The organism is Polaromonas sp. (assembly GCF_049790275.1).
Classification (GTDB): domain Bacteria; phylum Pseudomonadota; class Gammaproteobacteria; order Burkholderiales; family Burkholderiaceae_C; genus Polaromonas.
In genome coordinates this window covers 1-15,638 of the sequence record NZ_JBAQYR010000076.1, presented here as the reverse complement: position 1 = coordinate 15,638, position 15,638 = coordinate 1, and the positions used below count along the sequence as shown (strand labels likewise).

The 15,638-nt window shown below is 61.2% G+C and carries 15 protein-coding genes and 1 pseudogene; 8 read left to right on the top strand and 8 right to left on the bottom strand.

The window, feature by feature from the left end:
• The 6 genes from WA904_RS10390 to WA904_RS10365 form a co-directional block, all read right to left on the bottom strand.
• On the bottom strand, window positions 1-1,463 hold a 1,463-nt coding region (locus WA904_RS10390), incomplete at its 3' end, for a 2-isopropylmalate synthase (RefSeq protein ID WP_425197049.1).
• Between the two features lie 44 nt (window positions 1,464-1,507).
• Window positions 1,508-3,202, bottom strand: a complete 1,695-nt coding sequence (gene leuA / locus WA904_RS10385) for a 2-isopropylmalate synthase (protein ID WP_425197048.1) — start codon at window positions 3,200-3,202, stop codon at window positions 1,508-1,510.
• Window positions 3,203-3,416: 214 nt separating this feature from the next.
• Window positions 3,417-4,229 carry a CDP-diacylglycerol--serine O-phosphatidyltransferase gene (gene pssA / locus WA904_RS10380; protein ID WP_425197047.1) on the bottom strand — a complete coding sequence of 271 codons (813 nt, stop codon included), beginning with the start codon at window positions 4,227-4,229 and terminating at the stop codon, window positions 3,417-3,419.
• Window positions 4,230-4,402: 173 nt separating this feature from the next.
• Window positions 4,403-5,419: a ketol-acid reductoisomerase gene (ilvC, locus tag WA904_RS10375; protein WP_096665288.1), complete on the bottom strand. Its 1,017-nt coding sequence runs from the start codon at window positions 5,417-5,419 to the stop codon at window positions 4,403-4,405.
• 137 nt (window positions 5,420-5,556) lie between these two features.
• Window positions 5,557-6,048 (bottom strand): acetolactate synthase small subunit, encoded by a 492-nt coding sequence (ilvN, locus tag WA904_RS10370; RefSeq protein WP_425197046.1) that lies wholly within the window; start codon window positions 6,046-6,048, stop codon window positions 5,557-5,559.
• Window positions 6,049-6,209: 161 nt separating this feature from the next.
• Window positions 6,210-7,988 (bottom strand): acetolactate synthase 3 catalytic subunit, encoded by a 1,779-nt coding sequence (locus WA904_RS10365; protein WP_425197045.1) that lies wholly within the window; start codon window positions 7,986-7,988, stop codon window positions 6,210-6,212.
• Between the two features lie 300 nt (window positions 7,989-8,288).
• Here WA904_RS10365 and WA904_RS10360 point away from each other — a divergent pair, with 300 nt between their 5' ends.
• The 6 genes from WA904_RS10360 (at window position 8,289) to WA904_RS10335 (ending at window position 11,731) form a co-directional block, all read left to right on the top strand.
• A complete protein-coding gene (locus WA904_RS10360) occupies window positions 8,289-8,855 on the top strand; it encodes an RNA polymerase sigma factor (protein ID WP_425197044.1) in 567 nt (188 codons plus the stop codon).
• Window positions 8,852-9,280: a DUF3619 family protein gene (locus WA904_RS10355; RefSeq protein WP_425197043.1), complete on the top strand. Its 429-nt coding sequence runs from the start codon at window positions 8,852-8,854 to the stop codon at window positions 9,278-9,280. The genes WA904_RS10360 and WA904_RS10355 overlap by 4 nt, the downstream gene beginning before the upstream one ends.
• Before the next feature lie 44 nt (window positions 9,281-9,324).
• Window positions 9,325-10,020, top strand: coding sequence for a DUF3106 domain-containing protein (locus WA904_RS10350; RefSeq protein ID WP_425197042.1), 696 nt, complete (start codon window positions 9,325-9,327; stop codon window positions 10,018-10,020).
• A gap of 99 nt (window positions 10,021-10,119) precedes the next feature.
• Complete coding sequence (locus WA904_RS10345; protein ID WP_425197041.1) at window positions 10,120-10,641, top strand: RDD family protein; 522 nt, start codon at window positions 10,120-10,122, stop codon at window positions 10,639-10,641.
• A 68-nt stretch (window positions 10,642-10,709) separates the two neighbouring features.
• Window positions 10,710-11,147: a diacylglycerol kinase gene (locus WA904_RS10340; RefSeq protein WP_425197040.1), complete on the top strand. Its 438-nt coding sequence runs from the start codon at window positions 10,710-10,712 to the stop codon at window positions 11,145-11,147.
• The gene (locus tag WA904_RS10335; protein ID WP_425197039.1) at window positions 11,144-11,731 is read left to right on the top strand and encodes a TIGR00730 family Rossman fold protein; all 588 of its coding nucleotides are present in this window, start codon (window positions 11,144-11,146) and stop codon (window positions 11,729-11,731) included. Before WA904_RS10340 ends, WA904_RS10335 begins: the two co-directional genes overlap by 4 nt.
• A 123-nt stretch (window positions 11,732-11,854) precedes the next feature.
• On the opposite strand, the gene WA904_RS10330 is transcribed toward WA904_RS10335, so the two are convergent.
• Both WA904_RS10330 and WA904_RS10325 read right to left on the bottom strand, forming a co-directional pair.
• A complete protein-coding gene (locus WA904_RS10330; RefSeq protein ID WP_332775996.1) occupies window positions 11,855-12,193 on the bottom strand; it encodes a P-II family nitrogen regulator in 339 nt (112 codons plus the stop codon).
• A gap of 129 nt (window positions 12,194-12,322) precedes the next feature.
• The gene (locus WA904_RS10325) at window positions 12,323-14,008 is read right to left on the bottom strand and encodes an NAD+ synthase (RefSeq protein ID WP_425197038.1); all 1,686 of its coding nucleotides are present in this window, start codon (window positions 14,006-14,008) and stop codon (window positions 12,323-12,325) included.
• Between WA904_RS10325 and WA904_RS10320 the strand changes: the two genes are divergently transcribed.
• Both WA904_RS10320 and WA904_RS10315 read left to right on the top strand, forming a co-directional pair.
• Entirely contained in the window at window positions 14,007-15,245 is a 1,239-nt protein-coding gene (locus WA904_RS10320) for a GNAT family N-acetyltransferase (RefSeq protein WP_425197037.1), read from the top strand. The genes WA904_RS10325 and WA904_RS10320 overlap by 2 nt on opposite strands.
• 111 nt (window positions 15,246-15,356) lie before the next feature.
• A pseudogene (locus WA904_RS10315) lies at window positions 15,357-15,638 on the top strand (hypothetical protein); the annotation flags it as partial.

Genomic DNA, 15,638 nt, shown 5'->3' with positions numbered 1-15,638 from the left:
ACCACGATGTCTGGGTCGGCGCCTACACCATTGACGACGCGCCCGCTGTTTTGCAGGCGAACCGTGACTTCTCCCTGGCTCTCTGTGGAACCGCTGATGGCGTTCACGGAATAAAGCACCATCTCTGCCCCGCTTTTGACATGGGTTTCAATGGCTTTGAGGGAGGCATCGACGGGGCCATTGCCATCCGATTCACCCCGGACCTCCTTGCCGTCCACAGTGAAAACAACCGTCGCCTGCGGGCGCTCGCCGGTTTCGCTGTGCTGGGACAGCGACACAAAACCGTACTGCTCTTTCTCATGGGTGAGGCTTTCGTCACTGACCAGCGCGAGAATGTCTTCATCGAAAATTTCGCTCTTGCCATCGGCCAATTCCTTGAAGCGCGCAAAAGCGGCATTGGTGTCGGCTTCGCTGTCCATCTGGATGCCGAGGTCCTGCAGGCGCTGCTTGAAGGCATTGCGGCCGCTGAGCTTGCCCAGCACCATCTTGTTGGAACTCCAGCCCACGTCTTCGGCACGCATGATCTCGTAGGTCTCGCGCGCCTTCAGCATGCCGTCCTGATGAATGCCGGAAGCGTGTGCAAATGCGTTGGCACCCACCACAGCCTTGTTCGGCTGGACCACAAACCCGGTGGTCTGGCTGACCATGCGGCTCGCCGCCACGATATGAACGGGATCGATGTTCATGTCGAGGTTGAAATAATCCCGGCGCGTCTTCACGGCCATGACGATCTCTTCAAGCGAACAGTTGCCGGCCCGCTCGCCAAGGCCGTTGATCGTGCATTCCACCTGCCGCGCACCGCCAATCTTCACACCTGCCAGCGAATTGGCGACAGCCATGCCGAGGTCATTGTGGCAATGCACTGACCAGATGGCCTTGTCACTGTTGGGGACGCGCTCGCGCAGCGTCTTGATGAAGTTGCCGTAGAGCTCGGGGACGGCGTAGCCCACGGTGTCGGGCACGTTGATCGTGGTCGCACCTTCGGCGATCACGGCCTCGATGACGCGGCACAGGAAGTCGACATCGCTGCGGTAACCGTCTTCCGGGCTGAACTCGACATCGGCCACCAGGTTGCGCGCAAAACGCACCGAGAGTTTGGCCTGCTCGAGCACCTGCTCCGGACTCATGCGCAGTTTCTTTTCCATGTGCAGCGCACTGGTCGCAATAAACGTATGGATGCGGGCACTCTTGGCGCCCTTGAGCGCTTCCGCCGCACGCGAGATATCGCGGTCGTTGGCGCGCGACAGCGAACAGATGGTGGAATCCTTGATGGTGTTGGCAATCGCCTGGACCGCTTCAAAATCGCCATTGGAGCTTGCGGCAAAACCAGCCTCGATCACATCGACTTTCAGGCGTTCGAGCTGACGGGCAATGCGCAGCTTCTCATCGCGCGTCATGGACGCACCGGGCGACTGCTCGCCGTCGCGCAAAGTGGTGTCGAAAATAATCAGTTTGTCGGTCATGGCTGGCTCCTGCTTCGTGCTTGCTGTAAGTCGTTGGATGTTGCTCAACCCGCCATATTAACGGCGGCGTCCTTTGGGGCGCTGGCGCGCTGCAGGCCGGAGACGATGGCCTTGAGTGACGCCGACACGATGTTGCCGTCCATGCCGACGCCGAACAGCGTCCGTCCGTTGATGCGCAGCTCCAGGTAGGCCACTGCCTGCGCCGCGGCGCCTGAGCCGATGGCGTGTTCGTGGTAGTCCAGCACACGCACCGCATGGCTGGTGGCACTGTTGAGTCCGGCCACAAAGGCGTCAATTGGGCCGGTGCCTGCGCCCGTCACGTGGTGGACCGCATCGTTGATCCGGACATCGGCCCGAATGTTGAAAGATTTTTCGCCTGCGGCTGTGACAAGCTCCTCGCTGACCAGGTGCTGCGGTGCCTGGGTACTTTGCACGCCGTATTCCTTTTCAAACAGCGCAAACAGGTCCTGCGCCGTCAGTTCCTTGCCGGTCGCATCCATCACGCCCTGCACCACCTGGCTGAACTCAATCTGAAGGCGGCGCGGGAGCTCGAGGCCAAATTCGCTTTCGAGCAGGTAGGCGATGCCACCCTTCCCCGACTGGCTGTTCACGCGAATCACCGCCTCGTAGCTGCGGCCCAGGTCTTTCGGGTCAATCGGCAGGTAGGGCATGTCCCAGATGTCATCGTCCTTTCGCGCGGCAAAGGCTTTTTTGATGGCGTCCTGGTGCGAGCCTGAAAAAGAGGTGTAGACCAGGTCTCCGGCATACGGATGGCGCGGGTGCACAGGCAACTGGTTGCAATGCTCGACGGTGCGGCGAATCTCATCGATTTCCGAGAAGTCCAGGCCAGGTGCGACACCCTGGGTGTAGAGATTGAGCGCGATGTTGACCAGATCGACGTTGCCGGTGCGTTCGCCATTGCCGAACAGGCAGCCCTCGATCCGATCAGCGCCCGCCATCAGGGCAAATTCCCCGGCAGCAGTCCCGGTGCCCCGATCGTTGTGCGGATGCACCGACAGCACGATCGCATCGCGCCGCGCCAGATGGCGATGCATCCACTCCATCATGTCGGCAAAGATGTTGGGCGTGGAATGTTCGACCGTCGACGGCAGGTTGATGATGCACTTGCGCGCGGGTGTGGGCTGCCAGACCCCGGTGACGGCATCAACCACCCGCTTCGAAAACTCAAGCTCGGTGCCGGACCACATCTCCGGCGAATACTGGAATGTCCACTGCGTGCCCGGCTGCGCAGCAGCCAGCTCGCTGAACAGCCGGGCGTTGTCGGTCGCGAGTTTGACGATCTCGTCCTCATCCATGCCGAGCACCACGCGACGCATGACCGGCGCAGTGGCATTGTAGAGATGCACGATAGCGCGCGGCGCGCCCTGCAAGGCTTCAAAGGTGCGGCGGATCAGCGGCTCGCGGGCCTGGGTCAGCACCTGGATGGTGACATCGTCCGGAATCAGGTGGCCGTCGATGAGCCGGCGCAGGAAATCAAATTCGACCTGCGACGCCGAAGGAAAACCCACTTCGATTTCCTTAAAGCCGATTTTTACCAAGGTCTCGAACATCCTGAGCTTGCGCGGGATGTCCATGGGCTCGATCAGGGCCTGGTTGCCGTCACGCAGGTCCACGCTGCACCAGACCGGCGCCCGGGTCAGCACCACATCCGGCCAACTGCGGTCGGCGAGGTGAACCGGAGCAAAGGACCTGTATTTGCTTGAAGGTGTTTTCAACATGTTGATCTCATCCACTGTGACATTCAAAACCCAGCAACCCAAAGAAAAACGGCCCGTTGCTGGTGCAAACGGGCCGTTGAATTGGGTGTACGCGTGCGCGCTACCGTCTCCGCCCGTTGGCAGATAGCAGCAGTGCTAGCGAAATCTTGTTCATGTCTGGCAATGTATCACAAAAATCTTCAGGGGCCATGGTCAATGATCTGAGCCGCGTCGCCTATTTGTGCAGGCCGCGTTCGTCCGGCTCATCGGTCGAGGTGGAAATCACGCTGGTCTGCTGGCCCTTGGCCTTGCGCCAGCCGTACAGCACATAGCCGGAAAAACCGTAGATGACAAACAGACCGAACATGACGGTCGGCGGATCGATGTTGATCACGGCGATGCCCAGGGCAATCAGCACAATCACTACAAAGGGAACACTGCGCTTGAGGCTGAGGTCCTTGAAGCTGTAAAACGGCACGTTGGTGACCATGGTCAGACCCGAATACAAAGTCAGCGCAAACATGAACCAGCGAACTTCCTCGCCGCGCACGCCGGCTTCAGTCATCAGCCAGATGAAGCCCGCAACCAGCGCGGCGGCCGCCGGTGAAGGCAGGCCCTGGAAAAACCGCTTGTCCACAACGGCGGTGTTGACGTTGAACCGGGCCAGCCGCAACGCGGCGCAGGCGCAATACACAAACGCGGCAATCCAGCCCCAGCGGCCCAGGCTGGTCAAGGCCCAGACATAGGCAATCAATGCAGGCGCCGCGCCAAAAGACACCATGTCGGAAAGCGAATCCATCTGCTCGCCAAACGCGCTCTGGGTATTGGTCATGCGCGCCACGCGGCCATCGAGGCTGTCGAGCACCATGGCACAGAAGACGCCGATCGCCGCCTGGTCGAAACGGCCATTCATGGCCATCACAATGGCGTAGAAGCCGCCAAACAACGCTGCCAGCGTGAACAGGTTAGGCAGGATGTAGATGCCCTTGCGCCGCTTGCGCGGAACGAGGTCATCAGGCTCCTGCGCGGCGTCGTGACCGTCATGCATGCCGGATGCTCCCGGTATCAGGACCGTTTTCGCGCCAGGCGTGCTGCGTCGATAGTGAATGATTCATGTTACGAGGATACCAAACGAAGAGCACCAGAAATGAAAAAAGCCGCGCAAATGTCTTGCACGGCTTGAGGACTGGACCAGACGGGGCCGGTAAGCCCCGCCGGGTATCAGTTGCGGGTCTGGTCGACCAGCTTGTTCTTGGCGATCCAGGGCATCATGGCGCGCAGTTTTTCGCCCACGATTTCTATCTGGTGCTCCGAATTGAGGCGACGGCGGCTCAACAGGGTTGGCGCACCGGCCTGGTTTTCCAGCAGGAAGCTCTTGGCGTATTCGCCGGTCTGGATGTCCTTCAAGCACTTGCGCATGGCTTCTTTCGTGGCCGAGGTCACGATGTTCGGGCCGGTCACGTACTCGCCGTATTCGGCGTTGTTGGAGATCGAGTAGTTCATGTTGGCGATGCCGCCTTCATAAATCAGGTCGACGATCAGCTTGAGCTCGTGCAGGCACTCGAAGTAGGCCATTTCCGGCGCATAACCTGCTTCCACCAGCGTCTCGAAACCAGCCTTGATCAGCTCGACGGTACCGCCGCACAACACGGCCTGCTCGCCGAACAGGTCGGTCTCGGTTTCTTCGCGGAAGTTGGTCTCGATGATGCCGGCCTTGCCGCCGCCATTGGCCATGGCGTAGCTCAAGGCCAGATCGCGGGCCTTGCCGCTCTTGTCCTGATGCACCGCCACCAAGTGGGGCACGCCGCCGCCCTGGGTGTAGGTGTTGCGCACCGTGTGGCCAGGCGCTTTGGGAGCCACCATCCAGACGTCGAGGTCGGCGCGCGGGATCACGGCGCCGTAGTGCACGTTGAAGCCGTGGGCAAATACCAGCGAGGCGCCCTGCTTGATGTTGGGGGCCACGTCATTGGCATAGACCTTGCCAATCTGCTCATCCGGCAGCAGGATCATCACGACATCGGCCGCCTTGACGGCATCCGCCACTTCAGCGACCTTGAGGCCGGCTTTCTCGACCTTGGGCCACGACGCCCCACCCTTGCGCAAACCAACAACGACCTTGACACCGCTGTCGTTCAGGTTTTGTGCATGGGCATGCCCCTGGCTGCCGTAACCGATGATGGCGACGGTCTTGCCCTTGATCAGGCTCAGGTCGCAGTCTTTGTCGTAATAAACTTTCATTTCTTTCTCCGAAAATATCGTTGAGGGGTTCTGGCGAAAATGCCCTTCGACAGGCTCAGGGCGAACGGTAAACACACATCGCCACTTCCGTCCGTTCGCGTTGAGCCTGTCGAAACGCGCGCACGGACAACTGAAAATCAGACTCTGAGAATTCTCTCGCCCCGGCCAATGCCGCTGGAGCCGGTACGCACAGTCTCCAGGATCGCGCTGCGATCGATCGCTTCGAGGAATGCGTCGTTCTTGGACTGGTCGCCGGTCAGCTCGATCGTGTAACTTTTTTCCGTCACGTCGATGATCCGCCCGCGGAATATATCAGCCATGCGTTTCATCTCCTCGCGCTCCTTGCCGACGGCGCGCACCTTGACCATCATGAGTTCGCGCTCGGTGTAGGAACCTTCAGTCAGGTCCACCACCTTGACGACTTCGATGAGCCGGTTCAGGTGTTTGGTAATCTGCTCGATCACGTCGTCGGAGCCGGTGGTCTGCAATGTCATGCGGGACAGTGACGGATCTTCCGTCGGCGCCACGGTCAGGGATTCAATGTTGTAGCCGCGGGCCGAAAAAAGGCCGACGACCCGGGAGAGCGCGCCGGGCTCGTTCTCCATCAGGACTGCAATGATGTGTTTCATGGTGAATTGATTCCTCTTTTCGGTGCCCTCCCCGCCCGGCGGTAACCGGACAGCTTGGCAGCCAATAGATTCTTCTGATTTGTCATGCCGGACCAGTCCGGCATCCATCCTGGCGCACCAGGATGGCGGCGGGTCAACCCCGCCACGACAGGCTTTGTTGTTTACAGGTCTTCGGACCCCAGCAGCATTTCGGTGATGCCCTTGCCGGCCTGCACCATCGGGAACACGTTCTCGGTGGGGTCGGTGCGGAAGTCCATGAACACGGTGCGGTCCTTGAGCTTGCGGGCTTCACGCAGGGCCGGTTCGACGTCCTGCGGCTTTTCAATCAGCATGCCGACGTGGCCATAGGCTTCAGCCAGCTTCACAAAATTGGGAAGCGCGTCCATGTAGCTGCTGCTGTAGCGGCCGGCGTATTCGACTTCCTGCCACTGGCGCACCATGCCCAGGTAGCGGTTGTTCAGCGAAACAATCTTGATCGGCGTGTTGTACTGCAGGCAGGTCGAAAGCTCCTGGATGCACATCTGCACCGAGCCTTCGCCGGTAATGCAATAGACCTCGCTGTCGGGCTTGGCCAGCTTGATGCCCATGGCGTAGGGAATACCGACGCCCATGGTACCCAGGCCGCCCGAGTTGATCCAGCGGCGCGGCTCATCGAACTTGTAATACTGGGCGGCCCACATCTGGTGCTGGCCGACGTCGGACGTGATGTAGGTGTCCGCGTCTTTGGTCATGTTCCAGAGCGTTTCAACCACGTACTGCGGCTTGATCACATCGCCCTTGCCCAGGCTGTATTTCATGCAGTCTCGGGCACGCCAGGCTTCAATCGTTTCCCACCAGCCGCCCAAGGCATTGCTGTCGGGTTTGAGGCCGGACTCCTTGATCATCGCGATCAATTCGGTCAACACGTCCTTGACGTCGCCGACGATAGGGATGTCCACCCGGACGCGTTTGGAAATGCTGGACGGATCGATGTCAATGTGGATGATCTTGCGTTCGTTCTGCGCAAAGTGCTTGGGGTTGCCGATCACGCGGTCGTCGAACCGCGCGCCGACAGCCAGCAGCACGTCGCAATGCTGCATGGCGTTGTTGGCTTCGATTGTGCCGTGCATGCCCAGCATGCCGAGGAATTTCCTGTCGCTGGCCGGGTAGGCACCCAGGCCCATCAACGTATTGGTGCAGGGGTAACCCAGCATGTCCACCAGTGTGCGCAATTCCTGCGAGGCATTGCTCAGCAACACGCCACCACCGGTGTAGATGTAGGGCCGCTTGGCCGACATCAACAATTGCAGTGCCTTGCGGATCTGGCCGCCGTGACCCTTGCGCACAGGGTTGTAGGAACGCATTTCCACGCTTTGGGGGTAACCGGTGTACAGCGTCTTGTTGAAGGAAACGTCCTTGGGAATGTCCACCACCACTGGGCCCGGCCGGCCGCTGCGTGCAATGTGGAAAGCCTTCTTCAGGGTCTCGGCCATCTGGCGCACGTCCTTGACCAGGAAGTTGTGCTTGACGATGGGCCGCGTGATGCCGACCGTATCGCACTCCTGGAAGGCATCCAGGCCAATGGCGTGTGTCGGCACCTGACCGGTGATGATCACCATCGGGATGCTGTCCATGTAGGCCGTGGCGATGCCGGTGACCGCATTGGTCACGCCGGGGCCGGAAGTGACCAGCGCCACGCCAATGTCACCGGTGGCTCGGGCATAACCGTCGGCTGCATGCACAGCGGCCTGCTCGTGGCGCACCAGGATATGCTGGATGGTGTCCTGCTTGTAAAAAGCATCGTAAATGTGCAGGACGGCACCGCCCGGATAACCCCAGACGTGTTTGACGCCTTCCGCCTGCAGCGCCTTGACGAGGATTTCCGCGCCACGAAGTTCCTGGGGAGGGGGGTTGGCAGATGCTGCCGCTGCCGAAGCAAGCTCGGCTTTTGTGATTTCCATGATGAACCTTTGTGAATTTCTCTGACGAAATACCTTGGGTGCCTCTTCGCCCACTCTTGTGGAGTAGCGTCAAGACTTGAGGCCAAAACCATGGGCGGAAACATATCCCGCCGAGCCATGACCCGTTTGCTGTTTGAATTGCAAGTCGCATTATGGCATCAGGCGACGGCCATTGGCAGGGGAAACCGAAAAAGTCCGGACGAAGCCCTCCTTGATGCGATAATTTTCCCCATTTGGGTGCTTCCACGGCACCCGCAAGCACAACAATGACTGCGCTGGGACAAATCGGGACTCCAACCCTTGGCAACTGAACAAGAACTTTCCGATTTCCTGAAAAACGTTGAAAAACGCGCTTTCAAGCGCAGCGTCTACCACGTGCGTGACGACGAAGCCGCGCTCGACATCGTTCAGGACAGCATGATGAAGCTGGCCCAGCACTACGGGGACAAGCCGGCGGCCGAATTGCCCATGCTGTTCCAGCGCATCCTGTCGAACACGACGCTGGACTGGTTCCGCCGCCGCAAGACCCGCAACGCCCTGTTTTCCAACATGAGCGACTTCGAATCTGCCGGGGACGATGGCGATTTCGATCTGCTTGAAACTTTAGAGACCTCAACCAACTCTGAGGGAACAGAAAGCGCCCAGGACGCCACCGAGCGGGCTCAGATCTTGCGGGAGATTGAAATCGAGATCAAGGAGCTGCCCGGCCGTCAACGGGAAGCGTTTCTGATGCGTTACTGGGAAGAGTTGGACGTGGCCGAAACGGCTGCTGCCATGGGTTGCTCCGAAGGCAGCGTGAAAACACATTGCTCCAGAGCCGTTCATGCACTCAGCAAGGCCTTGTCCGCCAAGGGAATAAAACTATGAATCATTCACCGCGAAACCGCACCGAAATACTGCAAGACCGCTACGGCCTGAAAACGGCGTCCTACCTGTCCGCCGGCGTCGCCGACCTTCCCTACGATATTTCCGAGCGCCTGCGTGCGGCGCGCGTTCAGGCCCTTGCCGTGCGCAAGCTTGCCAAAGTCCAGGCCGCACCGGTTGCAGCCGGTACAGGAACAGGTGCAACCCTGACCTGGGGCTCGGACGAAGGTTTCAGCCTGTGGAGCCGGATTGGTTCGGTGCTGCCGCTGGTTGCCTTGGTCGTGGGGCTGCTGGTCATCCATTCCCTGCAAGCCGACAGTTTTGTCGATGAACTGGCTGAAGTGGACTCTGCCCTGCTGACCGACGATCTGCCGCCCGCCGCCTTCTCGGATCCGGGGTTTCTGCAATTTCTCAAAACCAGCCTCTGAAAGCCGGAACCGGCCTGCCCCTGCCTGAAACAAAGACTGAGCTGATGACCGCGCCAACCAATCTCCAGCCCGCAAAGATGCTGAATCCTGCTGGCCTGATCCCGACCGGAGGGCTGCTGGCGAGCCTGCTGCTTGCCCTTTGCACGACCGGAACAAGCGCCCAGACCACAGGGCCGGCCGCCGTACCACCCGCTCCGTCCAAAACGCTGGTGGCGCAGGCCGCCTCAGGCCCAAGCTGGGCCGAGCTCACTGCGGCGCAGCGCGAGATTCTCAAGCCGTTGGCACCCACATGGCCTTCCCTGAGCCAGGGTCACAAGCGCAAATGGCTGCAAATGGCCAAGGGCTATCCGACCCTGTCTGTGGAAGAGCAGGCCAAGATGCAGGGCCGGATGAAGGAATGGGTCGCCCTCACTCCCCAGCAACGCGCCCAGGCCCGGCTTAATTTTGCAAAAACCAAAGAGCTGTCCCAGGAGTTGAGCGCCGAGGAAAAACAAGCCAAATGGCAGGCCTACCAGGCGCTCAGTGACGAGGAAAAACGCAAACTTGCCGCCAAGGCGCCGCGTCGGCCGGTGGGCGCCGCGCCGGCCGCCAAACCGGTTGCGCCGCAAAAACTGGCCACGGTGCCAGCCCGTGCGGACAAGCAAAAGGGCAAACCAGCCCCTAAAATGGCGGTTTCGCAGCCAGTCGCAGACCAGCCCGGCGGAACACCCGCTGCAGCAACGGCCTCCACGCCCCAGTAGCGCGAGCCCCTTTGGTCCACCCAACCGGGTGGAACCGAGGCAAGGCCGGTTTCGTTCACGGTGTTGCGGTACCCCATCCGTTCCCACTCGAGTCCCTCCTTGACAACCCTTCAAGCCGCCTCCCTCCCCACCCCCTCACTTCGGCGTCGCATGGCCTGCTGGCTTTATGAGGGCATGCTGATGTTCGGCGTCGTGTTTGTTGCCGATTACCTGTTCAGTACCTTGAGCCAGACACGCAACGCCATGGACAACCGCAATGCCCAGCAGGCCTTTTTGTTCGTGGTGTTCGGCATCTATTTCGTCTGGTTCTGGGCCAAGGGACAGACTCTGGCCATGAAAACCTGGAATATCCGTCTGACTGACCTGCAGGGTCGCGCTGTGAGCCAGAAACGTGCCTTTGTGCGCTACGCCCTGAGCTGGCTGTGGTTTTTGCCGCCGCTGGCCCTGAGCTGGCTGCTGGGCCTGGACGTCCGGCAGGCCCTGGTGCTGGCTGGCGGATGGATCGCCATCTGGGCGATCCTGTCGCGCTTCCATCCGGACCGGCAGTTCTGGCACGATGCGCTGGCTGGCACGCGGCTGGTCTCCAGCCTGCCAGTCAAGGCACCAGCCCAAACCGCCTGATCGCCGGTGCAGCACCCGCCATGCAAGAGCCGCATCAAACTGCCACACAGCCGCGCCACAATCGGGCCATGCCTCCATCCACCTCCTCTGACCCGCTCCAGGCTTATCCGGCAGTGACAGCCGAAGCCCCTGTCAATCCGCAGAAAGACCGCAAGGGCCTGAACCGTGTCTGGCATGCGCTGGGCTACTCGGTGGCCGGCTTGCGTGCCGGCTGGCACGAAACGGCATTCCGCCAGGAAGCCATCGCCTCCCTGGTGCTGGTTCCTGCCGCGCTCTGGCTGGGCCGCAGCTGGGTTGAAACCGTGCTGCTGGCCGGCTCGGTGGTGCTGGTGATGATCATCGAGCTGCTCAACACCGGCATAGAAACTGCCATCGACCGCATCGGCCCCGAGTGGCATGACCTGTCCAAACGCGCCAAGGACATGGGCAGCGCGGCCGTGCTGCTGAGCCTGCTGCTGTGTGCCGGCACCTGGGCCCTGGCCTTGTTCCAGAGGTTTTTCGCATGACACCGGCTTTTTCGGTCTGCGTTTATTGCGGCTCGCGCCCGGGTGTCGATCCTTCCTTTGCAGAAACGGCACGCCGTGTCGGCACATGGATCGGTGAACACGGCGGCCAGCTGGTGTATGGCGGCGGGCGCAACGGCCTGATGGGCATCGTGGCTGATGCCACGCTGGCGGCCAGCGGGCGGGTGATTGGCGTCATTCCGAAAGCGCTGGTGGAAAAGGAATGGGCGCACACCGGCTGCACCGAATTGCACATCGTGGACACCATGCATGAGCGAAAACGCATCATGGCCGAACATGCCGACGCCTTTCTGTCGCTGCCCGGCGGCATAGGCACGCTGGAGGAGTTTTTCGAGGTCTGGACATGGCGCCAGCTCGGCTACCACGCCAAGCCGGTGGGCCTGCTCAACCTGAACGGTTATTACGCCGAGCTGCTGGCTTTTCTGGCCTCATCGGTGAAAAGCGGCTTCATGAGCGACTGGCAGATGGAACTGATCCATGTCGGCAGCGAGCCCGAGGCCCTGTTGCAACAACTGGTTCAGGTCGCCGGCATGGCGCCCGAAGGCTTGCGGCTGGATCAGATTTAACGCACCCGCAGACCCGGCTCCCTGTCTTGACCAGCCGGGGCCGCGGGACTGGCTTCGCCAGACCGCAGGCGCAGCGGCCCCCTCGAGGGGCAGCGCATTACACGAAGTGAAAAGCGTGGGGGCTCAAACTGCAGCTTCGTCCTCTTCCCCGGTGCGGATGCGCACCACGCGTTCGACACTGGTGATGAAGATCTTGCCGTCGCCGATCTTGCCGGTGCGGGCAGCACGCACAATGGCGTCCACGCAGCGCTCCACATCGTCGGTTTTGACCACCACTTCCACCTTGACCTTGGGCAGAAAGTCCACAACATATTCGGCACCGCGGTACAACTCGGTGTGGCCCTTCTGGCGGCCGAAGCCCTTGACTTCCGTCACGGTCAACCCGGTCACGCCGCATTCGGCCAGGGCCTCCCGGACTTCTTCCAGCTTGAAGGGCTTGAGGACGGCGGTAATTTGTTTCACTGACTATCTCCGTTGGTTTTAAAAATTAGGCCCCCACGCTTTTCACTTCGTGTAATGCGCTGCCCCCGAGGGGGCCGCTGCGCCTGCGGCCCGGCAAGGCCGGTTCCGCGGCCCCTGCTGGCTTGGGAACTATTGAAATTTGTTGGTAATAGGATAGCGCCAATCCTTGCCGAAGCTTCGGTGGGTAACCCGAATACCCACCGGGGCCTGTCGCCGTTTGTACTCATTGATCTTGATGAGGCGGGTCACTCGCTCGACCACCGCGGGGTCAAAGCCCGCGGCGATGATGTTTTCCATGCTTTCGTCGTTCTCCATGTAGCGCTGCAAAATCGCGTCCAGCACCTCGTAGGGCGGCAGGCTATCCTGGTCGGTCTGGTCGGCGCGCAGCTCGGCGCTAGGCGGCCGCGTGATGATGCGCTCCGGAATCGGGTTGCTGCCGGTGCCGTAGGGGTCGTTCCGGTTGCGCCACTCGACCAGCCGGAACACCGTGGTTTTCAGCAGGTCCTTGATGACAGCGAAACCGCCTGCCATGTCACCGTACAGGGTGCAATAACCGGTCGCCATCTCGCTCTTGTTGCCGGTGGTCAGCACGATGGAGCCGAACTTGTTGGACAGCGCCATCAGGAACACCCCCCGGATGCGCGCCTGGATGTTTTCCTCGGTCGTGTCCTCCGCCAGGCCCTTGAACTCGCCGGCCAGCGAGGCCTTGAAGGCCTCAAATTCCGGAATGATGGAAATCTCGTCGTAGCGCACCTTCATGCGCGCCGCCATCTCGCGTGCGTCGATCCAGGAGATGTCGGCTGTGTAGGGTGAAGGCATCATGACCGTGCGCACCTTGTCGGCGCCCAGCGCATCCACAGCAATCGCCAGCACCAGCGCCGAATCGATGCCGCCGGACAGCCCCAGAATGGCGCCGGGAAAACCGTTTTTACCCAGATAGTCGCGCACGCCCAGCACCAGGGCGTCCCACAGGTCAGCTTCGGGGCTGCGTTCAGGAGCGCAATCTGCTACCAGTTTGATAGCTGCTGGCGCCCGCTCCACCTGGGCTACAAACATATTTTCCTTGAAACTTTCAGCGCGGCCGGCCAGTGCGCCATCGGCCTGCAGGGCAAACGAATGGCCTTCAAAGACGATTTCGTCCTGGCCGCCGACCAGGTGCGCATAAATCAGGGGCAGGCCGGTGGCAAGCACACGTTCGTGCATCATGAGTTCGCGCTCGCCGCCCTTGCCCACATGAAAGGGGGAGGCATTGATGACCGCCAGCAGCTCGGCGCCGGCCTCTTTCGCCAACCGCGCCGGCTCTTCGAACCAGGCGTCTTCGCAGATCAGCAGGCCGATCTTGACCGCCCCGGCGCCTTCGCCGGCTTCAAACACGCAGACGCCCTGCCCCGGCGTGAAATAACGCCGCTCGTCGAACACCTGGTAGTTGGGCAATTCGCGCTTGGCATAGGTGTCGACGATGAGCCCTTCGCGCAGCACCCGGGCGGCATTATGCCGCTGCTGCACTTCCACACTTTTGGTGCGACGGCCCTTGCCGCTGTCGCCGTGGGTGGGGGTGCCCACCACCACGGTGAGCCCTTTTAACCCGGCGAGTTCGCGGGCCACCAGATTCACGGCATCATCACAGGCTTGGATGAAGGAACGGCGCAGGAACAGGTCTTCGGCCGCGTAGCCGCAGATCGCCATCTCGGGCGTCAGCAGCAGCCGCACGCCCTCGGCATAGGCCGCGCGGGCGGCTTCGATGATTTTTTGCGCATTGCCCGGCATGTCGCCAACGCAATAGTTCAACTGGGCAACGCAGATTTTGAGAGTCATGAAAAAGAAAAATACGGTTGGTGCTGTGGCTGAAAACGATTATGTCATTCGTGTGCTGGACTCGCCCGGCCAGGTCGATGCTGCCAGCTGGAATGCCCTGCTGGCCCTTCAGGATCCGGCCGGTGGGCTGAATCCCTTCATGCGCCACGAGTACCTCGCCGCCATGTTCGAAAGCAGCAGTGCCACGCCGGCCACCGGATGGACGGCACGTTTTGTCACGCTCTCCGAAGGCCCGCAGCTGGTAGGCGCCTGCGCCCTCTATCTCAAGGACCATTCCTACGGCGAATACGTGTTCGACCACGCCTGGGCCAACGCCTACCACCAGCACGGGCTGCCCTACTACCCCAAGGCACTGGTGGCGCCGCCTTTCACGCCCGTGCCCGGCCCGCGCCTGCTGGCGCGCGATGCCGCAACCCGCACGCTGCTGGTCCAGGCCCTGGTGGCCTGGTGCGCGGAAGAAGGCCTGTCCTCGCTGCACCTGCTGTTTGCCAGCGATCCCGATGTAGCCGCGTGCGAGGAAGCTGGCCTGATGCTCCGGCACAACGTGCAGTTTCATTGGACTGGACCGCCCGGCGGCTACCGCGATTTCGACGACTTCCTGATGTCGCTGAACCAGGAGAAGCGCAAGAAAATCCGCCAGGAGCGGCGCAAGGTGCTTGATGCCGGCGTCCGCTTCCGCTGGTCATTGGGCGCGAGCATCAGCAACGCCGACTGGGATTTTTTCTACCGCTGCTACGAACGCACCTATTACGAACACGGCAACGCGCCCTACCTGAGCCGCGACTTTTTCCGGCGCATGCAGGCCACCATGCCGGAGAACTGGCTGCTGTTTGTGGCGGAACGCGAAGGTCGCCCCCTCGCTACGAGTTTGATAGCTGTCAGCGCAGACGACATAAGGGCTGGAGGCCAATTTTCCTCTGAAATCCCGGCCAGAGTCGCGTACGGCCGTTATTGGGGCGCACTCGAGCGGGTCGACTGCCTGCACTTTGAAGCCTGTTATTACCAGCCGCTGCAGTGGTGCATTGAACACGGCTACCAGCGCTTCGAAGGCGGCGCCCAGGGCGAGCACAAAATGGCGCGCGCCCTGCTCCCGGTCAAGACTACCAGTGCCCACTGGCTTGCACACCCGGCTTTTGCAGATGCCGTCGAGCGCTTCCTCGAACGGGAGGGCGAAGGCATTGCCAGCTACATGGAAGAGCTGGAACAGCGCAACCCGTTCCGGCAGATGCGATCATGACGGCCGCTACTGTATTCATAGCTGCTTGCGCCCGAATCGTCTGGGCTGGAAGCTTGTTTGTCATGTAGCGTTGCCTGCTTTAAGCTCGCTCCCATGTCTGCGTTCACCCCCTTGACCCTCCCTTCCGGCGTGACAGTTACCGAAGCCCCTTCCTCACCCTTGGGTCGGGCCCACGCCCGCCGCCTGCGCGAGATTTACCGCTCGGCTGGCTGGCCCTGCCAGGACCTGCTCGAGATCGAACTGCTGGCCGCCGGCCTGCTCGAGCGTGTCGCCAGCCCGGCTGGCCATGAAACCCTGCGCGTGACCGATGCCGGCATCACCTGCCTGGCGGGCGCGCTGGTGCGGAACCGGGCGGCCCTGTCGGCGCACGAAGCCCTGGTGGAACGTGTGGCC

Excerpts from the sequence above, each read along its gene's own strand:
- leuA (WP_425197048.1), bottom strand. The coding sequence starts at position 3,202 with ATGTTGAAAACACCTTCAAGCAAATACAGGTCCTTTGCTCCGGTTCAC.
- pssA (WP_425197047.1), bottom strand. The coding sequence starts at position 4,229 with ATGCATGACGGTCACGACGCCGCGCAGGAGCCTGATGACCTCGTTCCG.
- ilvC (WP_096665288.1), bottom strand. The coding sequence starts at position 5,419 with ATGAAAGTTTATTACGACAAAGACTGCGACCTGAGCCTGATCAAGGGC.
- ilvN (WP_425197046.1), bottom strand. The coding sequence starts at position 6,048 with ATGAAACACATCATTGCAGTCCTGATGGAGAACGAGCCCGGCGCGCTC.
- WA904_RS10365 (WP_425197045.1), bottom strand. The coding sequence starts at position 7,988 with ATGGAAATCACAAAAGCCGAGCTTGCTTCGGCAGCGGCAGCATCTGCC.
- WA904_RS10355 (WP_425197043.1), top strand. The coding sequence starts at position 8,852 with ATGAATCATTCACCGCGAAACCGCACCGAAATACTGCAAGACCGCTAC.
- WA904_RS10350 (WP_425197042.1), top strand. The coding sequence starts at position 9,325 with ATGACCGCGCCAACCAATCTCCAGCCCGCAAAGATGCTGAATCCTGCT.
- WA904_RS10340 (WP_425197040.1), top strand. The coding sequence starts at position 10,710 with ATGCCTCCATCCACCTCCTCTGACCCGCTCCAGGCTTATCCGGCAGTG.
- WA904_RS10335 (WP_425197039.1), top strand. The coding sequence starts at position 11,144 with ATGACACCGGCTTTTTCGGTCTGCGTTTATTGCGGCTCGCGCCCGGGT.
- WA904_RS10320 (WP_425197037.1), top strand. The coding sequence starts at position 14,007 with ATGAAAAAGAAAAATACGGTTGGTGCTGTGGCTGAAAACGATTATGTC.
- WA904_RS10325 (WP_425197038.1), bottom strand. The coding sequence starts at position 14,008 with ATGACTCTCAAAATCTGCGTTGCCCAGTTGAACTATTGCGTTGGCGAC.